At 64.5% G+C, this 18,652-nt stretch carries 23 protein-coding genes; 11 read left to right on the top strand and 12 right to left on the bottom strand.

Annotated elements, in window-relative coordinates:
- Positions 1 to 21 precede the first annotated feature (21 nt).
- The 3 genes from NK214_RS13240 to pyrI all read left to right on the top strand — a co-directional run bounded on the left by NK214_RS13240 (position 22) and on the right by pyrI (position 2,344).
- Complete coding sequence (locus NK214_RS13240) at positions 22 to 636, top strand: LysE family transporter (protein WP_235085645.1); 615 nt, start codon at positions 22 to 24, stop codon at positions 634 to 636.
- 308 nt (positions 637 to 944) lie between these two features.
- Entirely contained in the window at positions 945 to 1,865 is a 921-nt protein-coding gene (gene pyrB / locus NK214_RS13245) for an aspartate carbamoyltransferase (RefSeq protein WP_227105817.1), read from the top strand.
- 20 nt (positions 1,866 to 1,885) lie between these two features.
- Positions 1,886 to 2,344, top strand: coding sequence for an aspartate carbamoyltransferase regulatory subunit (gene pyrI, locus NK214_RS13250; protein ID WP_107801270.1), 459 nt, complete (start codon positions 1,886 to 1,888; stop codon positions 2,342 to 2,344).
- A 105-nt stretch (positions 2,345 to 2,449) separates the two neighbouring features.
- Here pyrI and NK214_RS13255 read toward each other — a convergent pair whose 3' ends face one another.
- The 3 genes from NK214_RS13255 to NK214_RS13265 form a co-directional block, all read right to left on the bottom strand.
- Positions 2,450 to 2,968, bottom strand: coding sequence for a GNAT family N-acetyltransferase (locus tag NK214_RS13255; protein WP_107801271.1), 519 nt, complete (start codon positions 2,966 to 2,968; stop codon positions 2,450 to 2,452).
- A gap of 239 nt (positions 2,969 to 3,207) precedes the next feature.
- On the bottom strand, positions 3,208 to 4,074 hold the full coding sequence (locus NK214_RS13260) for an NYN domain-containing protein (RefSeq protein ID WP_235085643.1): 867 nt from the start codon (positions 4,072 to 4,074) through the stop codon (positions 3,208 to 3,210).
- Positions 4,075 to 4,162: 88 nt separating this feature from the next.
- Positions 4,163 to 4,966: an ABC transporter substrate-binding protein gene (locus NK214_RS13265; RefSeq protein ID WP_235085640.1), complete on the bottom strand. Its 804-nt coding sequence runs from the start codon at positions 4,964 to 4,966 to the stop codon at positions 4,163 to 4,165.
- A 112-nt stretch (positions 4,967 to 5,078) separates the two neighbouring features.
- Between NK214_RS13265 and NK214_RS13270 the strand changes: the two genes are divergently transcribed.
- Positions 5,079 to 5,303: a hypothetical protein gene (locus tag NK214_RS13270; protein WP_107801274.1), complete on the top strand. Its 225-nt coding sequence runs from the start codon at positions 5,079 to 5,081 to the stop codon at positions 5,301 to 5,303.
- Between the two features lie 89 nt (positions 5,304 to 5,392).
- Here the strand turns inward: NK214_RS13270 and NK214_RS13275 are convergent, their stop codons facing one another.
- The 3 genes from NK214_RS13275 to NK214_RS13285 all read right to left on the bottom strand — a co-directional run bounded on the left by NK214_RS13275 (position 5,393) and on the right by NK214_RS13285 (position 7,743).
- On the bottom strand, positions 5,393 to 5,935 hold the full coding sequence (locus NK214_RS13275) for a DUF2059 domain-containing protein (protein WP_107801275.1): 543 nt from the start codon (positions 5,933 to 5,935) through the stop codon (positions 5,393 to 5,395).
- A gap of 113 nt (positions 5,936 to 6,048) precedes the next feature.
- The gene (locus NK214_RS13280; RefSeq protein WP_253314731.1) at positions 6,049 to 6,999 is read right to left on the bottom strand and encodes a substrate-binding domain-containing protein; all 951 of its coding nucleotides are present in this window, start codon (positions 6,997 to 6,999) and stop codon (positions 6,049 to 6,051) included.
- 171 nt (positions 7,000 to 7,170) lie between these two features.
- Positions 7,171 to 7,743: an alpha/beta hydrolase gene (locus NK214_RS13285; RefSeq protein WP_107801277.1), complete on the bottom strand. Its 573-nt coding sequence runs from the start codon at positions 7,741 to 7,743 to the stop codon at positions 7,171 to 7,173.
- Positions 7,744 to 7,953: 210 nt separating this feature from the next.
- Here NK214_RS13285 and NK214_RS13290 point away from each other — a divergent pair, with 210 nt between their 5' ends.
- Positions 7,954 to 8,952 carry a sulfate ABC transporter substrate-binding protein gene (locus tag NK214_RS13290; RefSeq protein ID WP_235085634.1) on the top strand — a complete coding sequence of 333 codons (999 nt, stop codon included), beginning with the start codon at positions 7,954 to 7,956 and terminating at the stop codon, positions 8,950 to 8,952.
- A 61-nt stretch (positions 8,953 to 9,013) separates the two neighbouring features.
- Here NK214_RS13290 and NK214_RS13295 read toward each other — a convergent pair whose 3' ends face one another.
- On the bottom strand, positions 9,014 to 9,511 hold the full coding sequence (locus tag NK214_RS13295) for a M48 family metallopeptidase (protein WP_107801279.1): 498 nt from the start codon (positions 9,509 to 9,511) through the stop codon (positions 9,014 to 9,016).
- 54 nt (positions 9,512 to 9,565) lie between these two features.
- On the bottom strand, positions 9,566 to 10,093 hold the full coding sequence (locus tag NK214_RS13300) for a GNAT family N-acetyltransferase (RefSeq protein ID WP_253314732.1): 528 nt from the start codon (positions 10,091 to 10,093) through the stop codon (positions 9,566 to 9,568).
- 114 nt (positions 10,094 to 10,207) lie between these two features.
- On the opposite strand from NK214_RS13300, the gene NK214_RS13305 reads away from it, so the two are divergent.
- From NK214_RS13305 to NK214_RS13315, 3 genes are all read left to right on the top strand, one after another.
- Positions 10,208 to 10,513 carry an antibiotic biosynthesis monooxygenase gene (locus NK214_RS13305; RefSeq protein ID WP_227105831.1) on the top strand — a complete coding sequence of 102 codons (306 nt, stop codon included), beginning with the start codon at positions 10,208 to 10,210 and terminating at the stop codon, positions 10,511 to 10,513.
- Between the two features lie 143 nt (positions 10,514 to 10,656).
- Positions 10,657 to 10,860, top strand: a complete 204-nt coding sequence (locus NK214_RS13310) for a hypothetical protein (protein WP_107801282.1) — start codon at positions 10,657 to 10,659, stop codon at positions 10,858 to 10,860.
- Positions 10,857 to 11,018, top strand: a complete 162-nt coding sequence (locus NK214_RS13315) for a hypothetical protein (RefSeq protein WP_158274390.1) — start codon at positions 10,857 to 10,859, stop codon at positions 11,016 to 11,018. The genes NK214_RS13310 and NK214_RS13315 overlap by 4 nt, the downstream gene beginning before the upstream one ends.
- On the opposite strand, the gene NK214_RS13320 is transcribed toward NK214_RS13315, so the two are convergent.
- Entirely contained in the window at positions 11,011 to 11,547 is a 537-nt protein-coding gene (locus tag NK214_RS13320) for a YaeQ family protein (protein WP_227105835.1), read from the bottom strand. The two genes, NK214_RS13315 and NK214_RS13320, sit on opposite strands and share 8 nt — an antisense overlap.
- 237 nt (positions 11,548 to 11,784) lie before the next feature.
- Entirely contained in the window at positions 11,785 to 12,471 is a 687-nt protein-coding gene (locus NK214_RS13325) for an MliC family protein (RefSeq protein WP_107801284.1), read from the bottom strand.
- A gap of 379 nt (positions 12,472 to 12,850) precedes the next feature.
- Here NK214_RS13325 and NK214_RS13330 point away from each other — a divergent pair, with 379 nt between their 5' ends.
- Positions 12,851 to 14,284, top strand: a complete 1,434-nt coding sequence (locus tag NK214_RS13330) for a DEAD/DEAH box helicase (RefSeq protein WP_235085632.1) — start codon at positions 12,851 to 12,853, stop codon at positions 14,282 to 14,284.
- 478 nt (positions 14,285 to 14,762) lie between these two features.
- Positions 14,763 to 15,563, top strand: a complete 801-nt coding sequence (locus NK214_RS13335; protein WP_199225955.1) for an ABC transporter substrate-binding protein — start codon at positions 14,763 to 14,765, stop codon at positions 15,561 to 15,563.
- A 13-nt stretch (positions 15,564 to 15,576) separates the two neighbouring features.
- On the opposite strand, the gene NK214_RS13340 is transcribed toward NK214_RS13335, so the two are convergent.
- On the bottom strand, positions 15,577 to 16,188 hold the full coding sequence (locus NK214_RS13340) for an EAL and HDOD domain-containing protein (RefSeq protein ID WP_107801286.1): 612 nt from the start codon (positions 16,186 to 16,188) through the stop codon (positions 15,577 to 15,579).
- Positions 16,189 to 16,326: 138 nt separating this feature from the next.
- Between NK214_RS13340 and NK214_RS13345 the strand changes: the two genes are divergently transcribed.
- Positions 16,327 to 16,941 (top strand): 3'-5' exonuclease, encoded by a 615-nt coding sequence (locus tag NK214_RS13345; RefSeq protein WP_227105838.1) that lies wholly within the window; start codon positions 16,327 to 16,329, stop codon positions 16,939 to 16,941.
- A 15-nt stretch (positions 16,942 to 16,956) separates the two neighbouring features.
- Here NK214_RS13345 and NK214_RS13350 read toward each other — a convergent pair whose 3' ends face one another.
- Complete coding sequence (locus NK214_RS13350) at positions 16,957 to 18,648, bottom strand: 5'-nucleotidase C-terminal domain-containing protein (RefSeq protein WP_253314733.1); 1,692 nt, start codon at positions 18,646 to 18,648, stop codon at positions 16,957 to 16,959.
- Positions 18,649 to 18,652 lie beyond the last annotated feature (4 nt).

Raw genomic sequence — 18,652 nt, forward strand, 5'->3', positions numbered from 1 at the left:
GACCACGAAAGGGAAATCCTGATGACGGCAATCGACTGGTGGCCGTTTGTCGCCGCCTCGCTGCTGCTGGTGGTGACGCCGGGCGCCGGCACCCTGTCCATCCTCGGCGCGCTGAGCGGCGGCGGGCTGCGCGCCGGCTACGCGGCCCAGGCCGGCCTGCTGGCCGGCGACCTGATCCTGATCGCGCTGGCCGGCGGCGGCGTGGCGGCGCTGCTGGCCGCCCACCCCGGCTGGTTCGAACTGCTGCGCTACGCCGGCGCGCTTTATCTGGCCTGGCTGGGCGCCAAGCTGCTGTTCCGCCGCAACGGCGGAGCCGCGGCCGTGACCGCGACGGATCAACGCAGCCCCGGCGCCTGCTTCCGCCGCTCGCTATTGATCACCCTGGCCAACCCCAAGGCCATCCTGTTCTTCATGGCCTTCTTCCCGCAATTCCTGGACGCCGGCCGCGCCGGCCCGGCCGGCTTCGCACAGCTGGCCGCGGTGTTCTGCCTGATCAATATGCTCTACCTGGCGCTGCTGGTGTGGCTGGCCGGCCATCTGCGCCGCCGCGCGTTCGCCCCCGGCGGCCGCCTGCTGCTCAACCGCCTGCTAGGCGTCTGCTTTCTGGGCCTGGGGATCAAATACGCGCTGCGCTGAGGATCTGTTCATAGTCTGCTGCGCGCGCGGAAGTGTCCCTTTTCTGCCATCAATTTCGATAAATGCGACACGGGTCTTACCGCCGATCCAGAATTGGGATTACAATCCCGCAATTTTGTTCGGACCACAGGCAATGAACCACGCAACGACGCTTCCCGCACGACGCACCGCCCGCCACGGCGGCGATCTGGCGTTGGCGCGAGGCCTTGCCGTTCCCGGACCCCGACGCAGTAATAAAACAAGCTCCTGATGCCAGGGGCTTTTTTTTTACCCGCGACTCATAAAGCCAATATTGAAAGGACGCGACCATGGCCAACCCCCTCTACCGCAAACACATCATTTCCATACCGGACTTCAGCCGCGAGGAACTGGAGCTGGTGGTGGCCACGGCAGCCCGCCTGAAACAACAGCCGCGCAACGACCTGCTGAAGGACAAGCTGGTGGGCAGCTGTTTCTTCGAACCGTCCACCCGCACCCGGCTGTCCTTCGAGACCGCGGTGCAACGGCTGGGCGGCAGCGTCATCGGCTTCGCCGACGGCGGCAACACCAGCGCCAAAAAGGGCGAAACCCTGGCGGATTCGATCAAGATCATCGCGTCCTACACCGACGCGGTGGTGATGCGCCATCCCAAGGAAGGCGCGGCGCGGCTGGCCAGCGAATTCTCCGCCGTGCCCATCATCAACGGCGGCGACGGCTCCAACCAGCACCCGACCCAAACCCTGCTGGACCTGTTCACCATCCGCGAAACCCAGGGCACGCTGGAAAACCTCACCGTCGCCTTCGTCGGCGACCTCAAATACGGCCGCACCGTGCATTCGTTGACCCAGGCGCTGTCGCTGTTCGGCGCGCGCTTCTACTTCGTGTCGCCGGAGCAGTTGGCGATGCCGGACTACATCTGCGAAGAGCTGGACGAAAAAGGCATTCAGTACACCGTGGTCGGCAGCCTAGACGACGTGATCCCGCAAGTGGACGTGCTGTACATGACCCGGGTGCAGCGCGAGCGCTTCGACGAGGCCGAGTTCAAGAAAATCCAGGGCAAGTTCGTGCTGCGCGCCGACATGCTGCACAGCGCCCGCACCAATATGAAGATTCTGCACCCGCTGCCGCGCGTCGACGAGATCGAAACCAGCGTGGACGCCACGCCGCACGCTTATTACTTCGAACAGGCCAAGAACGGGGTCTACGCGCGCCAGGCGCTGCTGTCGCTGGTGTTGAACGAGACCGTCTGATTCAGGAAAAGGAAACCATCATGCAATACACCCGCACCGTAGAAGCGCTGAAACAAGGCACCGTCATCGACCACATCCCGGCCGGCCAGGGCCTGATCATCCTGCGCCTGTTCAAGCTCAGCGAAACCGGCGAGCGCGTCACCGTGGGCCTGAACCTGTCCAGCCGCCACATGGGCGCCAAGGACATCATCAAGGTGGAGAACATCGCGCTGTCGGAAGAGCAGGCCAACGAGCTGGCGCTGTTCGCGCCGCAGGCCACCGTCAACGTGATCGACAATTTCGAAGTGGTGAAGAAACACAAGCTGGCGCTGCCGGACACCATCGAAGGCATCTTCTCCTGCCCCAACTCCAATTGCGTCTCGCACAATGAGCCGGTAACCAGCTTTTTCTACGTCAAACCCCAGGCGCGCGACACAAAAATGAAATGCAAGTATTGCGAAAAGGTGTTCAGTAGGGATATCGTTGCAGAGGTGCGCTAAGTCGTACAAGGGTGAATAGAGAAATATCAAGAAAACACTGCGTTCGACAGTGGTAAAAAGCACGAGCAAGCGCCGCAGTCATCTGCGGCGCTTCTCATTTCAGGCTCAGGACGCCGCCGGACCCTCGCTGGCGCCGTCGATGAAGCGCTGCAAGAACACCAGGTCCAGCCAGCGGCCGAACTTGAATCCCACCTGCGGCAGCATGCCCACCTGCTGGAAACCCAATTTTTCATGGAAGCGGATAGAACCCGCGTTGGCGGCGTCCACCGCGCCCACCATGGTGTGTTTGCCCAGCGCCTTGGCGCGCGGGAACAGCGCTTGCACCAAGGCGGTGCCTATGCCCTTGCCGCGCGCGTCGGCGGACAGATGCACGCTGTGTTCCACGGTGAAGCGGTAGCCCGGCTTGACGCGGAAATCGCCAAAGCTGGAAAAGCCCAGGATCTTGCCGTTTTCCTCGGCCAACAGCACCGGATAACCGGCGGCGGTGCGGTCCTGGAACCAGACGGCGAACTCGCCAGCGGACAGCGGATCGTCGTTGTAGATGGCGGTGGTGGTGGCGATGACCTCGTTGTAGATATCGAGTATCGCCGCCAGGTCTTCCAGCGTGGCGTCGCGAATAATCATGTTCTGTCCCTTGCTGATGTGGCTTGTTGTTTGGATCGCGGGCACGGACGCCGACGCGGATCCTTAGAACCTATTTACGATCTGCTACGCGTCGGCGATACCGCGTTGAAACCAACTTCAAAATGCTCATGTACCACCTGTACATTCCGCTTTCTCAGCTGTTTTCGCCTTGTCTCGCCTTAGCTCGCGAGATCGTAAACACGTTCTTTAGGAATGCAAACAGTGTACCAGCAGCCGGTTCAGCCGGCAGCAGCCGGCTTTTTGCGCGGGCTGCGCTTCTTGCGCACCGGCGTCTCCGGCGTCGGCTCCGCCGCGGGCGGCGTTATCACGGGCGCCGCGAGTACGGATTCCCCGTCCTGTTTGAGCCGGATCTCGCAATGCAGTTTGGAGCCGTTGCGACTTTCCTGCACCGTCAGGAAGTCCAGCTTTTTCACCATCTGCGACAGCCGGGAATGACCGTAAACCCGCGGGTCGAACGAGGGGTCGTTCTTGGCCAGATAAGTGCCCACCACCGACAGCTCGGCCCAGCCGCTGTCGCGCGACACCGCCTCGATCGCATTGGTGAACATGTCCTGCAGCGGATGGCGCTCCTTCTCCGGCTGCGGTTTGGCGCGGCTGCGCGCGCTGCGCGTCTTGGGCTTGTCGGCCGCGCTCTTGGCCGCCGCCGGCTCCGGCCGCAGAATCTCGGTGAACACGAATTTGTCGCAGGCGGCGATGAAGGGCCGCGGCGTCTTGGACTGTTCGCCCAGGCCGATCACCATCAGCCCGGATTCGCGCAGCCGGGTGGCCAGCCGAGTGAAATCGCTGTCGGAGGACACCAGGCAGAAGCCGTCGAAATTGCCGGTGTAGAGCAGGTCCATCGCGTCTATGATCAGCGCGGAGTCGGTGGAATTCTTGCCCTTGGTGTAGGCGAACTGCTGGATCGGCGAAATCGCGTACTGGTGCAGCACTTCCTTCCAGCCCTTCAGCTGGCTGGTGGTCCAGTCGCCGTAGGCGCGCTTGACCACGGCGGTGCCGTATTTGGCCACCTCGGCCAGCAACTCGGCGATCAGCGCCGACTGCGCGTTGTCCGCGTCGATCAATACCGCCAGTTTGCGGTTTTCCATGCTTGCTTTCCCTTAGGCAACCGAGCCATGCTAAAACCGGCCGTCGCGGCTGTCAAAACCGGCGGCCGGACGCGGCGATGAACCGCGGCTACGGCGGCGCGGCGCGCAGCGTCTGCTCCACAATGGCGGCAATCCGCCCCTCGCGCTTCATCTGCTCCAAGACGGCGTTCAACTGCCGGATGAAATCGTCCAGATAGGGAAAACGCTGCTGGCCGTGCTTGGTGAAACCGACATAGGCCTGCTCGCCGTTCAGGCTGGCCGCCGCCACCAGTTCGCCGCGCTGCTCCGGGCTGATCGCGCCGCGCCGCTGCAAGCGCTCCAGCACGTAGAGAATGGACAGTTTGTCGTTCAAATAACAGTCGGTGCGGCCATTGATCAGCTTCAGCAGATTGCCCTGGGTGTCCGGCGCCTCGTCCAGCTGGATGTCTCCGCGCTGCACCGCCAGCCAGAACGCCTTGCCGCCGGGACGGAAACCGGCGTTGTTGCCGAAGCGCAGGCCCACAAAGTCCGCCGGCCAGTGCGGACGCGGCGCGCGCATGATCTCCGCCCGGCAATACACCGCCAGCTGCTCCTGCCAGAACGGCGCCGAATATCCCATGTAGTCGCGCTCCGGCCGGTAATACGGCGGCGACAGCGCCGGCGCGCGGCCGGCTTCCAGCTCGGACAGGCCGCGCTTCCACGGCACCGGCCGCAGATCGATGCGATAGTCGCTCAAACGCTGCGAGGCCGCGCGCAGCACCTCGTTGTAAACGCCCTCCGCCCGGCCGTCCTTCTCGTAGGAATACGGCGGATAGCCGTTGTCGACCAAGACCACCACCTGGCGCGGCGGCGCGGCGGCGGCGCCCGCCGCCAGTCCGGCCAGCAACCATAACAACAAGCCCGATCTGATCATTTGAATGACATAATCCGTGTCGATAAACACGTTATAGCCGCTGCGCCGTCCAGGCGTTGGCACGAGTCTTGCAGCGTCGCAGGCATCGTCCACTCCTGCCGCGAGGCCCGCCATGAAACTGTTTTCGCGCCAAACGCCCGCCGCCGCCAGCGAGGTGGTGATGTTCAATTATCGCCGGCCGGTGCGCGCGCGCCAGGTGGCGCTGGGCGGCGGCGGCCGCCTGTGGCTGGTCGAGGCGCTGGACCCGACCCACAATGTCTGGGTATGGCAGGAAGAATCCAGCCAAGCGGAGGCCGCGGTGGACACCGCGCGCCGGCTCAGCCTGATGCTGAACTGAACCGGAATGGTGCGCCGCGGCACCAAGCTGGCGCGCGGACAAGCAAAAAGCCGCCCTTGGGCGGCTTGGATCGCGCTACGCGTCTTCGCTTATTTCTTGGCGACGCTCTTGCCGAAGCTTTCCGCGGCGGCGCGCATCTTGGGCAGCAGCACCGGCTCGGCGGCCTTCAGCGTATCGCCGGCGATGGTGTTGATGATCTGCGGCTGCTGCTTCAGCAGTTTCTGACCGGCGGCGGTCTTGTAGAACACGTTGATCTGCTTGAGTTCGTCGGCGCTGAACTGAGCGCTGTAGGCCTTGGCCACGGTCTGTTCGAACTGCTGCTTGGCCGCGCTGGAACCGAAGTAATCGCTGGCCAGCTTGTGCACGTTCTCGCCGTAGGTCTTGAAGCCTTCCTGCGCTTTTTTCTGCTGGGCTTCGCTCAGCTTGATCTTGTTCTTGACGAAGTATTCCTGCAGCAGCGGCATGGCGCTGGCGGTGGTGCGCTGCGCCAGCTCCGGCAGCATATTGTTCAGGTTCAGCGTGGCGGACAACTCTTTGACGGCGGCGTCCTGGGCGGCGTCGGCGTGCGCCAGCAGCGGCAAAGTCAGCGCCAGGGCGGCCAGGCCGGCTTTGAGCGGGCGTGATGCGAACATGTGGAATCCTTTGGCTTGAGTTGGAAACAGCTGGCGTCGGCCAGGCCGACGCGGAAACACCGGCAGTGTGACACCGCCGCCGCCGCAGGTCAAAAAAGACCGGGAACCGTCTCCTAGCGCGCCGCCGCGGGCGCCGGCGGCAGCTGACTCTGCCAACCCTGATAGGCGCCGATATTGGCGCGGGTGATCAGCTGCACCGGCACCGTCACCGTGCGCGGCTTGGCTTTGGGATTGTCCAGCAATTGACGGCCCAGCTTCACCGCCTCCACGCCGATGGCGTACGGGGCCTGGCTGGAGGACGCCACGATCTGGCTATCGCCGCGCAGCGCCTTCTCGATGTCCGGCGAACCGTCCACGCCGGCTATCATCACCTCCTTGCGCCCCGCCTCTCTCACCGCCTGCTCCGCCCCCAGCGCCTGGCGGTCGTTGCTGGCGAACACGCCGTTGATCTCCGGGTAGCGCCGCAGATGCCGCTCCATCAGCCGCTTGCCGCCCCAGCTGGACGCCAAGCCGCTCTCCTGATGGCTGAGCAGCCGGATCTTGGGGAAAGCGGCCAGACTGCGGCGACAGCCGGCCACCCGGTCCCAGACCGAAGACACCGGCGGACCGCTCTGAATCACCAGCGCGCCGCGGCCGCGCATCCGCTCCGCCAGATAACGGCAAGCCAGCGCGCCGGCCTGGACATTGTCCGATTTGACCGTGCCGTCGGCGCCGGGCGCGTCCACGTCCACCGCCACCACCCGCACCCCGGCCTGATGCGCCAGCCGCACCAGCGGCGCCACCGCCTTGCTGTCCGCGGCCACCAGCAGGATCAGCTCCACCTGCTGGCGCAGCAGCTGCCGCACTTGTTCCTCCTGCCGCTCCAGGCTGAAATTGGCGGACAGGGTGGTGACTTGCGCATTGGGATTGACCGCGCGCGCCTCGTTCAGCGCGCCGCGCGCGACGATCTGGTAGAAAGGGTTGTCCAGCGCTCCCACGGAGATACCGATGCGGCTCAAGGGCGCGGCGTAAACGGCTCCGGCCAGGGACAGCCAGCAACAGGCAAGGAATCGGCTCGATCTCATGGCCACCCAGGATGGTTAGATGCGTGTCACCCCAGTTTAGATCACGCCGACCCCGCTACGAAACCGGACTCGGCGCCGCCGAGCCAGGGCGAGGCAAGGCCTTGCGGCCGAAGCCGCGGATAGGCGAGCCCGCTATCGCCCGCCGCAAGGCGGCAGACAGTCAACCGCTTCTCAAGCCGCCTGGTTCAAGCTGGCCCTCACCCTTTGCGCCAGCAAATCCAGCTGCAGCCAGCCCTCCTCCCACTGCCCGTGGCCGGACTCCACATTGATGTGGCCGGCCTGGCGCAGCCAGGCGATGGGCGCGCGCCAGTAACCGGCCAGCCGCGCCGCGCGCGGGGTCTTGCAGAAGGGATCGTTGCTGCTCGCCACCATTCTGGCGGGAAACGGCAGGGCTTGGCGCGGCGTCGGCGCAAAGCCCATCAGCTCGCGCGGCACGAAGGGCCGCTCCACGTCCGCCGGCGCCACCAGCAAGGCGCCGGCGATCCGCCGCGGATGGCGCTGGGCGTAATGCGCCACCGCCACGCAACCCAGGCTGTGGGCGATGACGATGACCGGCTTGCGCGTCCGATCCAGCGCCTGATCCAAACCCCGCAGCCAGTCATCCAGCTGCGGCGCGTCCCAATCGCCCACCTCCACCCGCGCGGCGTTCAAGCGGCGTTGCCAATGGCTTTGCCAGTGCCGCGGGCCGGAGTTGCGCCAGCCGGGCTGAATGATCAAGTCGAAATCCGCCAGCGAAGGTTCCATCGCTCAGCTCCTCAAAGGGGGAACTCGCACTGTAGAATGACTTTGATATTCTTGGAAATGATATTGAACGAGAAACTTATTCCCGATTCCTCTAAAAGATCGCGCCGTTACATAGATCTATTTGGAATTTAAAGATAAAAAACAATCACTTCTGGCGCTAAAACATTTCTGATTAGATGCATTCATCGCTTGCCTCCTCAGGACACCGCCATGCCACGTCATACCTTCCGCCACGCCCTGCTGTCTCTCGCCCTGTTCGGCGCCGCCGCGCCGCTGCTGGCCGCCGAGCTGCTCAACGTTTCTTACGACCCCACCCGCGAGCTGTATCAGGACGTCAACAAGGCTTTCGCCGAGCAATGGAAGAAACAGGGCGGCGACGTCGCCATCAAGCAATCGCACGGCGGCTCCGGCAAGCAATCGCTGGCCATCCAGCACGGCCTGGAAGCCGATGTGGCCACGCTGGCGCTGGCCTACGACATCGACGTGCTGGCGGACCAGGGCCTGCTGCCCAAGAACTGGCAAAGCCGGCTGCCGGACAATAGCTCGCCCTACACCTCCACCATCGTGTTTCTGGTGCGCAAGGGCAACCCCAAGGGCATCCGCGACTGGGGCGATCTGATCAAGCCCGGCATCCAGGTGATCACGCCCAATCCCAAAACCTCCGGCGGCGCGCGCTGGAATTATCTGGCGGCCTGGGGCTACGCGCTGAAGCAGCCCGGCGGCAACGAGGCCAAGGCCCGCGCCTATGTCGGCGAACTGTACAAGCATGTGCCGGTGCTGGACACCGGCGCGCGCGGCGCGACGCTGACCTTCGCCCAGCGCGGCTTGGGCGACGTGTTGCTGGCCTGGGAAAATGAGGCGGTGCTGGCGGTGAAGGAACTGGGTCCGGACAAATTCGACATCGTCACCCCTTCGCTGTCCATCCTGGCCGAACCGCCGGTGGCGGTGGTGGACAAGGTGGCCGACAAGAAAGGCAATCGCAAGCTGGCCGAAGCCTATCTGAAGTTCCTGTACACCCCGCAGGGACAGACCATCGCCGCGCAGAACTACTACCGGCCGCGCGACGCCAAGATCGCCGCGCAATACGCGGGCCAGTTCCCCAAGGTCAAGCTGTTCACGCTGAAAGACACTTTCGGCGATTGGCGCGGCGCCCAGCACAAACACTTCGCCGACGGCGGCGTGTTTGATCAGCTCATCACCAAGAAATAACCCGCCCCTCAACGCGAACAGCCCGGCAAAGCCGGGCTGTTGTCAATGCGGGAAACGCGGATCAGGCCGTCTGGCTTTCTCTCCAGGTCAGCCACACCCGCATGTCGAACTCCAGCTGGTGGTAGTCCGGCTCCATGTGGCAGCACAGCTGGTAGAAGGCCTTGTTGTGGTCCTTCTCCTTCAGGTGGGCCAGCTCATGCACCACGATCATGCGCAGGAAGGGCAAGGGCGCGTCGCGAAACAGCGCGGCGACGCGGATTTCGTTCTTGGTCTTCAGCTTGCCGCCCTGCACCCGCGACACAAAGGTATTGGTGCCCAGCGTGCCCTTGACCGGGTGCTGCTGGCTGTCGTACCTCACCTTGGCCGGCAAGGCGGCGTTCTTCAGATAACGCAGCTTGATCTCGGACACGTACTGATACAGCGCCTTGTCCGTCTGCACATCGTGGCTTTCCGGATACTTGCGCGCCAGCCAGCCGCCCAGCTGGCCGGAATCCAGCAGCGCCTGCACCTGGCCGAGCAAGGCGGCGGGATAATGCTGCAAATAGTTGAGGGTAGACATCGCACCATTGTAAAACGACTGCGCGATCAGGTGTTGCCGCGGCGCAAACCGGCATTACAGCAAGCAGGACGGATCGTCCCACTGATAACTGAGCGCCAGCGCGCGCCGGCCGCCGACGGTGTCCACCTCGCAAGGCGCGGACGCCACGCCGCCCAGCGCCCGGTAAAAGGCGCAGCCGTCCCGGTTGGCCTGGTAGGCCCACAGAAACAAGGGCCGCCCCGGCGCGACGCGCAAGGCCTCCGCCGCCGCCGCCGCCATCAAGGCGCGGCCGATGCCGCGCCCCTGCTGCCCGGCCTTCACATGCAGATTATCCAGATACACGCCCCGCTCCGGCGCCTCGTCCGGCAATAGGCAAACAAAGCCCGCCGGCTCATCCTGCCACAGCGCCAGCCGCACCCACAGCGCGCCCGGCGCGGCGAAGCGCTCCCGCCACATGGCCAGGCGTTCGTCCGCGGCGCGCAAATCCAGGTATTCGTCCGGCAAGATGCCGCGATAATGCTCTTGCCAACTGGCGACATGCAGCGCCGCGATCCGCTCGGCGTCCCGAGCGTCGGCCGCTCGCAACAACAAACCCTGATTCATGTTCGCTCCCCTTGCCGCGGTGGTTCCACACCGGCGGTCCAACTGGCTCTGGCCAAGGCCGCCGGCAATCGAGACAATACCGATACCGCCTACCTTATGCGAGGAAGACTTTCCATGCATGTCGTGATTTTTCGCGCCGCCACGCGGCAACTGGATGCGGAATACTCCGCGGTCGCCCAGCAGATGCGCCGGCTGGCCATGGAGCACTTCGGCTGCCTCGCCTTTGTTTCCGCCTGTGAAGACGGCCAGGAAATCGCCTTGTCCTACTGGCCGGACGCCGACAGCATCCGCGCCTGGAAGGCGCATGCCGACCACGTGCTGGCGCAGCAACTGGGACGGGAGCGCTGGTATCGGCAATACCGGGTGGAGGTGGCCTGTATCGAACGCAGCTATGAATGGACCTTGGACGCGTCAGACTGAGGTCCGCGGCATGGCGCTGTTTCACGTGGAACCGGACCGCGGCGCGACTAGCCGCTTTTTATCCGCGCCCGCGCTTTCTTTAGCCGCTTTTTACGCGCCGGAGCCTAGCATGCAGCCAAGATCCCACTGCGAGGCCCTTGCCGATGAGCGCAAGCAAACCCGTCCGCCGCGCGCTGCCGACGCGCGGCATTCCCGACTATCTGCCGGACGATGACGCGGCGCCCTTGGCGCTGCGCCGTTATATTCTCAACGCCCGCTTTCCGGCCGCGCCCGCTCGGACCCCGCCCGATGGCGGCTGGCGAGCGTCCTTGCGCGCCTGGTGGCGCTTGGTGAGCGCGCGGCGATGAAGCGCGGCGATCTCGCCCTGCGCCACCGCCGGCTATTGCACGCCTACGCCCAGGCCCGCCATCAGGATAGGCCCTGGCTCAAACGCAAGACGCGGCTGCCGCGCGCGGCCCAAACGGGCTTGCTGCAGCGGCTGCGCGCCTGGCTACGTCTTATTTGAGCCGCAGCGGCTCCACCAGCACATTGTTGGACTCGTCGGCCAGCCACATCTGACCGTCCTGGATGGTGGCGCTCAACTGCATGCTGCGCTGGCAGATGGCGACCAGTTCCGCCAGCGTGGCCGTCTCGACGCGAAACACGCTGAGCTTGTCCAGCCGGGCCAGCTTGTTCTCCATCTGCGGCCACCACACTTCGCTGGCGCGGCCGCCGTAGCTGTACAACACCACGCGCTCGGCGCGGCTGCACGCTTTCTTCAGCCGTTTTTCGTCGGGCTCGCCCAGTTCCACCCACAACTCGATCTCGTCGGCATAGTTTTTCTGCCACAACTCGGGCTCGTCGTCGGCGCTCAGACCGCGGCTGAATTGCAGGGTTTCGCTGGCGTTGAGCGCAAAGGCGGCCAGACGCAGCATCATGCGTTCCATGGTTTCGGACGGATGCTGGGCCAGCGTCAGCTGATGACTGGCGTAATAGCCGCGATCCATGTCGGATACGGCGAGATTGGCTTTATAAATGGTGGCGGACAGGGCCATGCGGAAACCGGCTTTGCGAAAAAAGAAGCCATTGTACGGGGCCGCCGGCCATTGCGCCCGTTCAATCGCTAGACGGCGGGGCGCGCCGCCATGAACGGCCTCTTAAAACGCGTTTACGATCTCGCAAGCTAGAGCGAGACAAGGCGAAAACGGCTGAGAAAGCGGAGTGTACACACGGTACGAAGCGGTACTCACCGTGTGACGTCTGACGACGCGCAGCAGATCGTAAACAGGTTCTTAAGGCGAAGGCTGGCTGGAGCAGTCCAAAGGTTCGCCGCGCCAGGTGATGCTGGCCTCGCGGCCCTTGATCCACAGTTCCAGCCCCGGCGCCGCGTAACGCGCGCCGCTGCCGCTCAGGCCCTGATGCAGAATGGCAGTGGAGCCGTTGTACTCCAGCTTCACCGTGGGCGGGTGGGTGCGATAGAAGGTGGCCAGCACGGTGCGGGTGGCGTTGCCCTTGCAGACATAGCGCAAGGGCGTCAGCGACGGCGCCAGCCCCCAGGCCGCCTGCAATTGGGTGATGCGCATGATGTAGACGTCGCCCAGACACATATGCATGTCCTCGGTCTTGACGCAGTCCTTCAGACTTTTGACCCAGCGGCGCTGCTCGGCGATCAGCTTGGCCTCGGCCCCCGGCCGGCCTTGCTGGGCCTGTTCCAGCGCCAGGGCGTAGACCTTTTCCAGCCGATTGTCCTGGCGGGTCAGGCTGTCGTCCTGGCACACCATGGCCTCCACCGGATTGCCCGGCTTTTCGCAATTGAAATCGGTCGCCGCCGGCGGATTGGCCTCCGCCGTGTCCTCTGCGATCCTGCCGCTCTCCGCCGCGCGGCCGTGGCCGCCTTCCGACCCGCCCTTGCCGGCGGCCAGCGCCAAGGCCGGACACAATATGATCAAGCCGACCAGCCTATGGGCGGATCCAGGCATACCGATTTCCTCTGAACTGCGTTATTCGCCGCCCATGCCGGGCGGACACATCAAAACAGGGCATCTCTCCGCCGCGGGCCGATGCGCTCAACCCCAGGCGACGTGACAGCATGATACCAGTTCGCCCATTCGCATTTATTAATAATATCGGCCGTCAAAAAGGCTTTTCGCGGCTCAGGATTCCGTTGGAATGGATATGACAATGCCGCGACAAGTTCCCAAACCGACAATTTGAAGGTAAACTCCGGCCTCTCGCGCGCAATTCCAATCTTTGCGCGTCGCGCGCGCTTCATCCCGAAGCGCCCATCGCATCCCTAACTTTTTCCCGTCAGCCTGGATTGGTTCGCACATACTGCGATAGGCCGTCGCAGGAGCAAACATGTCCACACTCACCTTTGCCGACCTCGGTCTGGCCGAATCCCTGTTGCGCGCCGTCAGCGAAACCGGTTACACCACCCCCACCCCGATCCAGGCCCAAGCCATCCCGCAAGTGCTGCAAGGCGGCGATCTGCTGGCCGCGGCCCAGACCGGCACCGGCAAAACCGCCGGCTTCACCCTGCCCTTGCTGCAGCTGCTGATGGGCAAGCCGTCCACCCAGCCGGGCCGTCCGCGCGCGCTGGTGCTGACGCCCACCCGCGAGCTGGCCGCTCAGGTGGAGGAGTCGGTGCAAACCTACGGCAAATACCTGCCGCTCAAATCCATGGTGATGTTCGGCGGCGTCAACATCAACCCGCAAACCCGCGAGCTGCGCAAGCCGCTGGACATCCTGGTGGCCACCCCCGGCCGCCTGCTGGACCACGCCGGCCAGCGCAACATCGATTTGTCCGGCGTTGAGATCCTGGTACTGGACGAAGCCGACCGCATGCTGGACATGGGCTTCATCCACGACATCCGCAAAGTGCTGGCGCTGCTGCCGGCCAAGCGCCAGAACCTGCTGTTCTCCGCCACCTTCTCCGACGAGATCAAGGGCCTGGCCGATCGTCTGCTGGACAGCCCCAAGCTGGTGGAAGTGGCGCGCCGCAACACCACCAACGAGCTGGTGGATCAGAAGATCCACCTGGTGGACCGCGACCGCAAAACCGATCTGCTGATCCATCTGATCAAGGAACACAACTGGTTCCAGGCGCTGGTGTTCACCCGCACCAAGCACGGCGCCAACCGTCTGGCGGAAAAACTGGACAAGACCGGCATCCCCGCCGCCGCGATTCACGGCAACAAGAGCCAGAACGCGCGTACCCGCGCGCTGGCCGACTTCAAGAGCGGCGAATTGCAGGTGCTGGTCGCCACCGACATCGCCGCGCGCGGCCTGGACATCGACCAACTGCCGCATGTGGTCAACTTCGAACTGCCCAATGTGCCGGAAGACTACGTGCACCGCATCGGCCGCACCGGCCGCGCCGGCAGCAGGGGCGAGGCGGTATCGCTGGTCTGCGTGGACGAGTTCAGCTTCCTGAAAGACATCGAGAAGCTCACCAAGCAATCGATCGAGCGCTTCGCGGTGCCGGGCTTCGAGGCCGATCTGTCGGTGAAGCCGGAACCCATCCCGATGGGCGGCGGCAACCGCCGCGGCCAGCCGCAACGCCAGGGCGGCGGCGGCAAACCGCGCCACCAGCCGGACAGCAAGCCCACCGGCCACGGCCATCGCTCGCCGGCGTCCAAGCCGCGCCAGGGTCAAGGACAGGGTCAGGCCAAAAACGCCACAAACGGCCAGCCGGGTCAGCGCTCGTCGCAAGGCCAGGGTCAGGGTCAGCGCGGCAAGCCCGCCTCCTCGCGTCCGAGCTCGGCGTTGTTCAGCCCGCCGAAAGGCCGCTAAGAACCAGTTCATAGTCTGCTGTGCTTCGGCGATACGGCGTTGAAAACAAGCTCAAGATGCTCATGTACCACGTGTACATTCCGCTTTTTCGCTTGTTTTCGCCTTGTCCCGCCCTTGCTCGCGAGACTTTGAACAGGCTCTAAGACCCGCTAACAAAACCCCTGATCCAGCGTTGCGCCTCCTTGTCGTACGACTAGTACTGCCTACGTCGGCGCGCCTTGGCTCAGGTTCTCTGCGAGGTTTGGTTAGCGGCTCTAAGCCCGCGCAAGCGGCGCCGCGCCCTTGCGGCGCGGCCGCCGCCGCGCTTCTTCGCCGACCCCGCGGCGATGGAAGCGCTTTACGCCGGACGCCAAACCTGCCTACGATTCAGCAATAGGCCCTTGGGGCCGACAACAATATCGAGCGGAGACGGCGCGCGCCGCGCTCCGCACGGGCAGCACGCATGCCGCGCGCACAGATCGAGCAAGGATTCGGGGAAATGATGAGACTTCGCAGCTGGCTGCTGGGCAGCCTGGCTGTAGTCCTGCTGGCGGCAGCTCAGCCGCAGGCCGCGCCACGTCTGAAAATCACCCTGTCCAACCAGGAGTGGCCGCCCTATATGGGCAAGGAACTGCCGTACGACGGCATTTTGTCGCGTTTGGTCAAAGAGGCCTTCGCCCGCGCCAACGTCGACGTCGCCTTCCGTTACTACCCCAACAACCGCACGCTGCAATCGGCGCGCAACGGCACCGTGGACGGCAGCTTCGGCTGGGCGCCGACGCCGGAACGCAAGCAGGACCTGCTGTTCACCCAACCGGTGTTGCATGCGCGCATGGTGTTTTTCCAGCGCCGCAGCGCCAGTTTTCCCTGGAACGATCTGTCCAATCTGCGCCACGCGCGGGTGGGCGTCACGGTCGGCAACTTCTATTCCGACGAGTTCAACCGGCAGGTCAAGGCCGGCCACCTGATTCCGGACATGGCGCCGGACGACGTCACCAATCTGCGCAAGCTGCTGGCCGGCCGCATCGACTTATTCCCCATCGACGTGGAAGTGGGCCAATACCTGATCGCCCGCAACTTCCAGCCGCGGCTGGCCCAGCAATTGGAGCCGCAGAGCAAATCGTTCTGGGTGGCGCCGCTGCACGTGGTGATCTGGCGCAAGCACCGCCAGGGCCCGGAGTTGGTGGAACGTTTCAATCGCGGCCTGAAGGCCTTGCAGGACAGCGGGGAGTTCGAGCGCATCGTGGCGGAGACCCGCGCCGCCAGCCTGGCCTACCACAAACCGATCAAGGCGCAGTGAAGCGAAAACGGCGCTAAGGCGCGTCCGCGCTGCTCAACACCACCGGCCGGCCGTGAAAATAGCCCTGGAACCAATGGAAGCCCAGCGCGCGGCAACGTTCGAACTGCTCGCGGCTGTCCACCTTTTCCGCCAGCAGGATGCCGTCGAAATCGCTCAATTGCGCCATCAGTTCCGGCAAGCGTTCCGCTTCCACCGCCGCCACGTCCACTTTGACGATGTCCACCAGCGGCAGCATCGCCGCCTGATCCGGCCCCAGGTGGATCACGTCGTCCAACGCCAGGCGAAAGCCGCGCTGGCGCAACAAGGCCATGCGTTGCAGCAAGTCCTGGGTGACGGTCACCGTTTCCAGGATTTCCAACACCAGCCGCTCCGCCGGCAATTGGTCCAGGATGGGATCTTGCAACAAATCGGCGCTGGCGTTGATGAAGCCGGGGAACTGGCCCAACACATCCGCGCAGCCCAGCTCTCCGAAGGCGTTGCGCAGCACCTCGGCGCTGGCGAGTAGATCGTCGCGCACCAAGGCGAAATTGGCCGGGCTGGAACGGAACAATAGTTCATAGGCCACCAGCTGCTGCTGGCGGTCGACGATTGCCTGCCGGCCAAGATAACGTGAAGAATTAGGCATGCCGACGATACTACAGGATATTGCCGCCGCTGTTGGGCATCTCCTGCTGGTACCGTCAAAAAATATGACAGCTTATGCCTGACCATCGTCATTAAATGCGGTAAGGTTGCAAATTACCCTCAAGTCAGCGAGTCCGCCATGTTGCCAACCCGACAAATTCCTCGCGAGGAGATCAAGGCGCTGCCGCTGTTCGCCGGCCTGACGCCGGAACAGGTGCGGCTGGCCGCCACGCCGGAGCTGGCCGCCGCCGCGTTGCGGGACCTGGCCGGCTGCGCGGAGCTGGGCTTCGACACCGAATCCCGCCCCACTTTCCACAAGGGCGAAAAACCGACCGGTCCCCACCTGGTCCAGCTGGCCTGCGACGACCGCGCCTGGCTGTTCCCGGTGCAGGACGGCCAGTGCGCGCCGGAGCTGAAAACCCTGCTGGAAGACCCTCAGCGGCTCTTGGTGGGCTTCGAGCTCAGTTCGGACCAGACGCTGCTGCAACAGCGGCTGGGCATCCGCTGCGGCCGGGTGCTGGATCTGGTGGACCACTTCTCCAGCGACGATGCGCGCATCACCGTCGGCGCGGTGCAGGCGGTGGCGCGGCTGTTCGGCCAGTACTTCCGCAAATCCAAGAAGCTGTCCACCACCAACTGGTCCAAACTGCCGCTAACGCCGGCGCAACAAGCCTACGCCGGCAACGACGCCTGGGTGGCGCTGCGGGTGTACCGCGAGCTGGACGCCCGCGGCGGTTTGCGGCGCGGCGGCTGAAGCCGCGCCGGAACATCAAGGCAGCCGCGTGATGCGGTTCAGCGCCGGCACCGCCACTGGCGAAGCGCTGGCGAAATAGCTCTCCAGCACGTCCACGTCCACGCCGCCGCCCACCCGGTTGCTCCCCTGGGTCAGCACGGTGAAGCCGTCGCCGCCGCCGGCGATGAAGTTGTTGACCTGCACCCGGTAGCTGGCCTGCGGATCAATGGCCACGCCGTTGATCTTGATGCTGGCGATGTCCACCTTGGCGCCCACCGGCGCCGACTGGCTCCAGCTATAGCTGAATCCCTTGGACACTTGCAGAATCTTGACCTTGGACGGATCGCTCCATTGCTGCTCCAGCAGCTGGTCGATCTGCGCGCCGCTCAGGGTCAGCGTGGTCATCACATTGCCGAAGGGCTGGGTGGTGAACAATTGGTTGTACGTCACAGCGCCGCCGACGCCGGGAAGGATGTCGGCGCGCACGCCGCCCGGATTCATGAAGGCCACCACCGCGCCCTGGGCGGCGCCGGCCGCCAATTGCGCGTCGGCCACCACGTCGCCCAGCGCAGTTTCGCCGGCTGCGGACGGAGTGCGGTCCAGGGTGCCCGCCGCCTGGCCCACCACGCGGTTGGCCACCGGGGCCACCAAATCCTTGTACAGCTTAACCAGATTGCTGACCGAGGCCAGCGGCGCGATGTCGCGCGCCACCACCCGGTTCTGCGCCTGGATGGAACCGGGCTTGACGTCGCGGGTGGCCGGGTCCAGCACGAAGTCGATCTCGGTGAACAACTGACCGTAGTTCTTGGCGCTGGTCACCCGGCGGCCGTCGATCACGCAGTTGTAGGCCTGATGGGTGTGGCCGGTGACCACCAGCTTCACCGCCGGGTCCAGCTTCTTGACGATGTCGACGATGGGGCCGGACACGCCGTTGCATTCATTGAAATTGCCGCTTTGATAGCCGCCCTCGTGCACCACCACCACCACGGCGGACACACCCTGACGTTTCAGTTGCGGAATCAGCTGATTCACCGTGGCCGCCTCGTCCTGGAAGCTCAGCCCCTTGATGCCGTCCGGCGACACGATTTCCGGCGTGCCTTTCAGCGTCATGCCGATGAAGGCCACCGGGATGCCGCCGAACTTCTTGATCTCGTAAGCGGGGAACAAGGTGCCGCCGTCGCTTTTCTTGACGTTGGCCGCCAGAAACTTGAACTTGGCGCCGGCGAACTTGCCGTTCTGGCAGGAGGTGGTGGGCGCGCCCGTCTTGCAGCCGCCGTTCTGCATGCGCAGCAATTCCTGCTGGCCGTCGTCGAACTCATGGTTGCCGACGGCGTTGAGGTCCAGGCCCAGCAGATTCATCGCCTCGATGGTGGGCTCGTCGTGGAACAGGCCGGACACCAGCGGGCTGGCGCCGATCAGATCGCCGGCCGACACCACCACGGTGTTGGGCGATTTGGCGCGCAGCGCCTGCACCCAGGCCGCCAGGTAATCAACGCCGCCGGCGTTGATCTTGATCGTCTTGCTCGGGTCGGCCGGATCTGGCACCGTCAGTTGGCCCGGCATGTCCAGATTGCCGTGGAAATCGTTGAAGGCGATCATCTTCACCGCCACCGGCTGGCGCGAGACGCCGGTGTTCTGGTCGCCCGGCCCCCAGCCGCCGGAGCCGGCGGAACAGCCGAACAGCGCCAGGCTCGCCGCCAGGCACAAGCTCATGGTTTTCAGTTTCACGAAA

It is taken from the genome of Chromobacterium sp. S0633, from assembly GCF_024158805.1.
Lineage (GTDB): Bacteria > Pseudomonadota > Gammaproteobacteria > Burkholderiales > Chromobacteriaceae > Chromobacterium.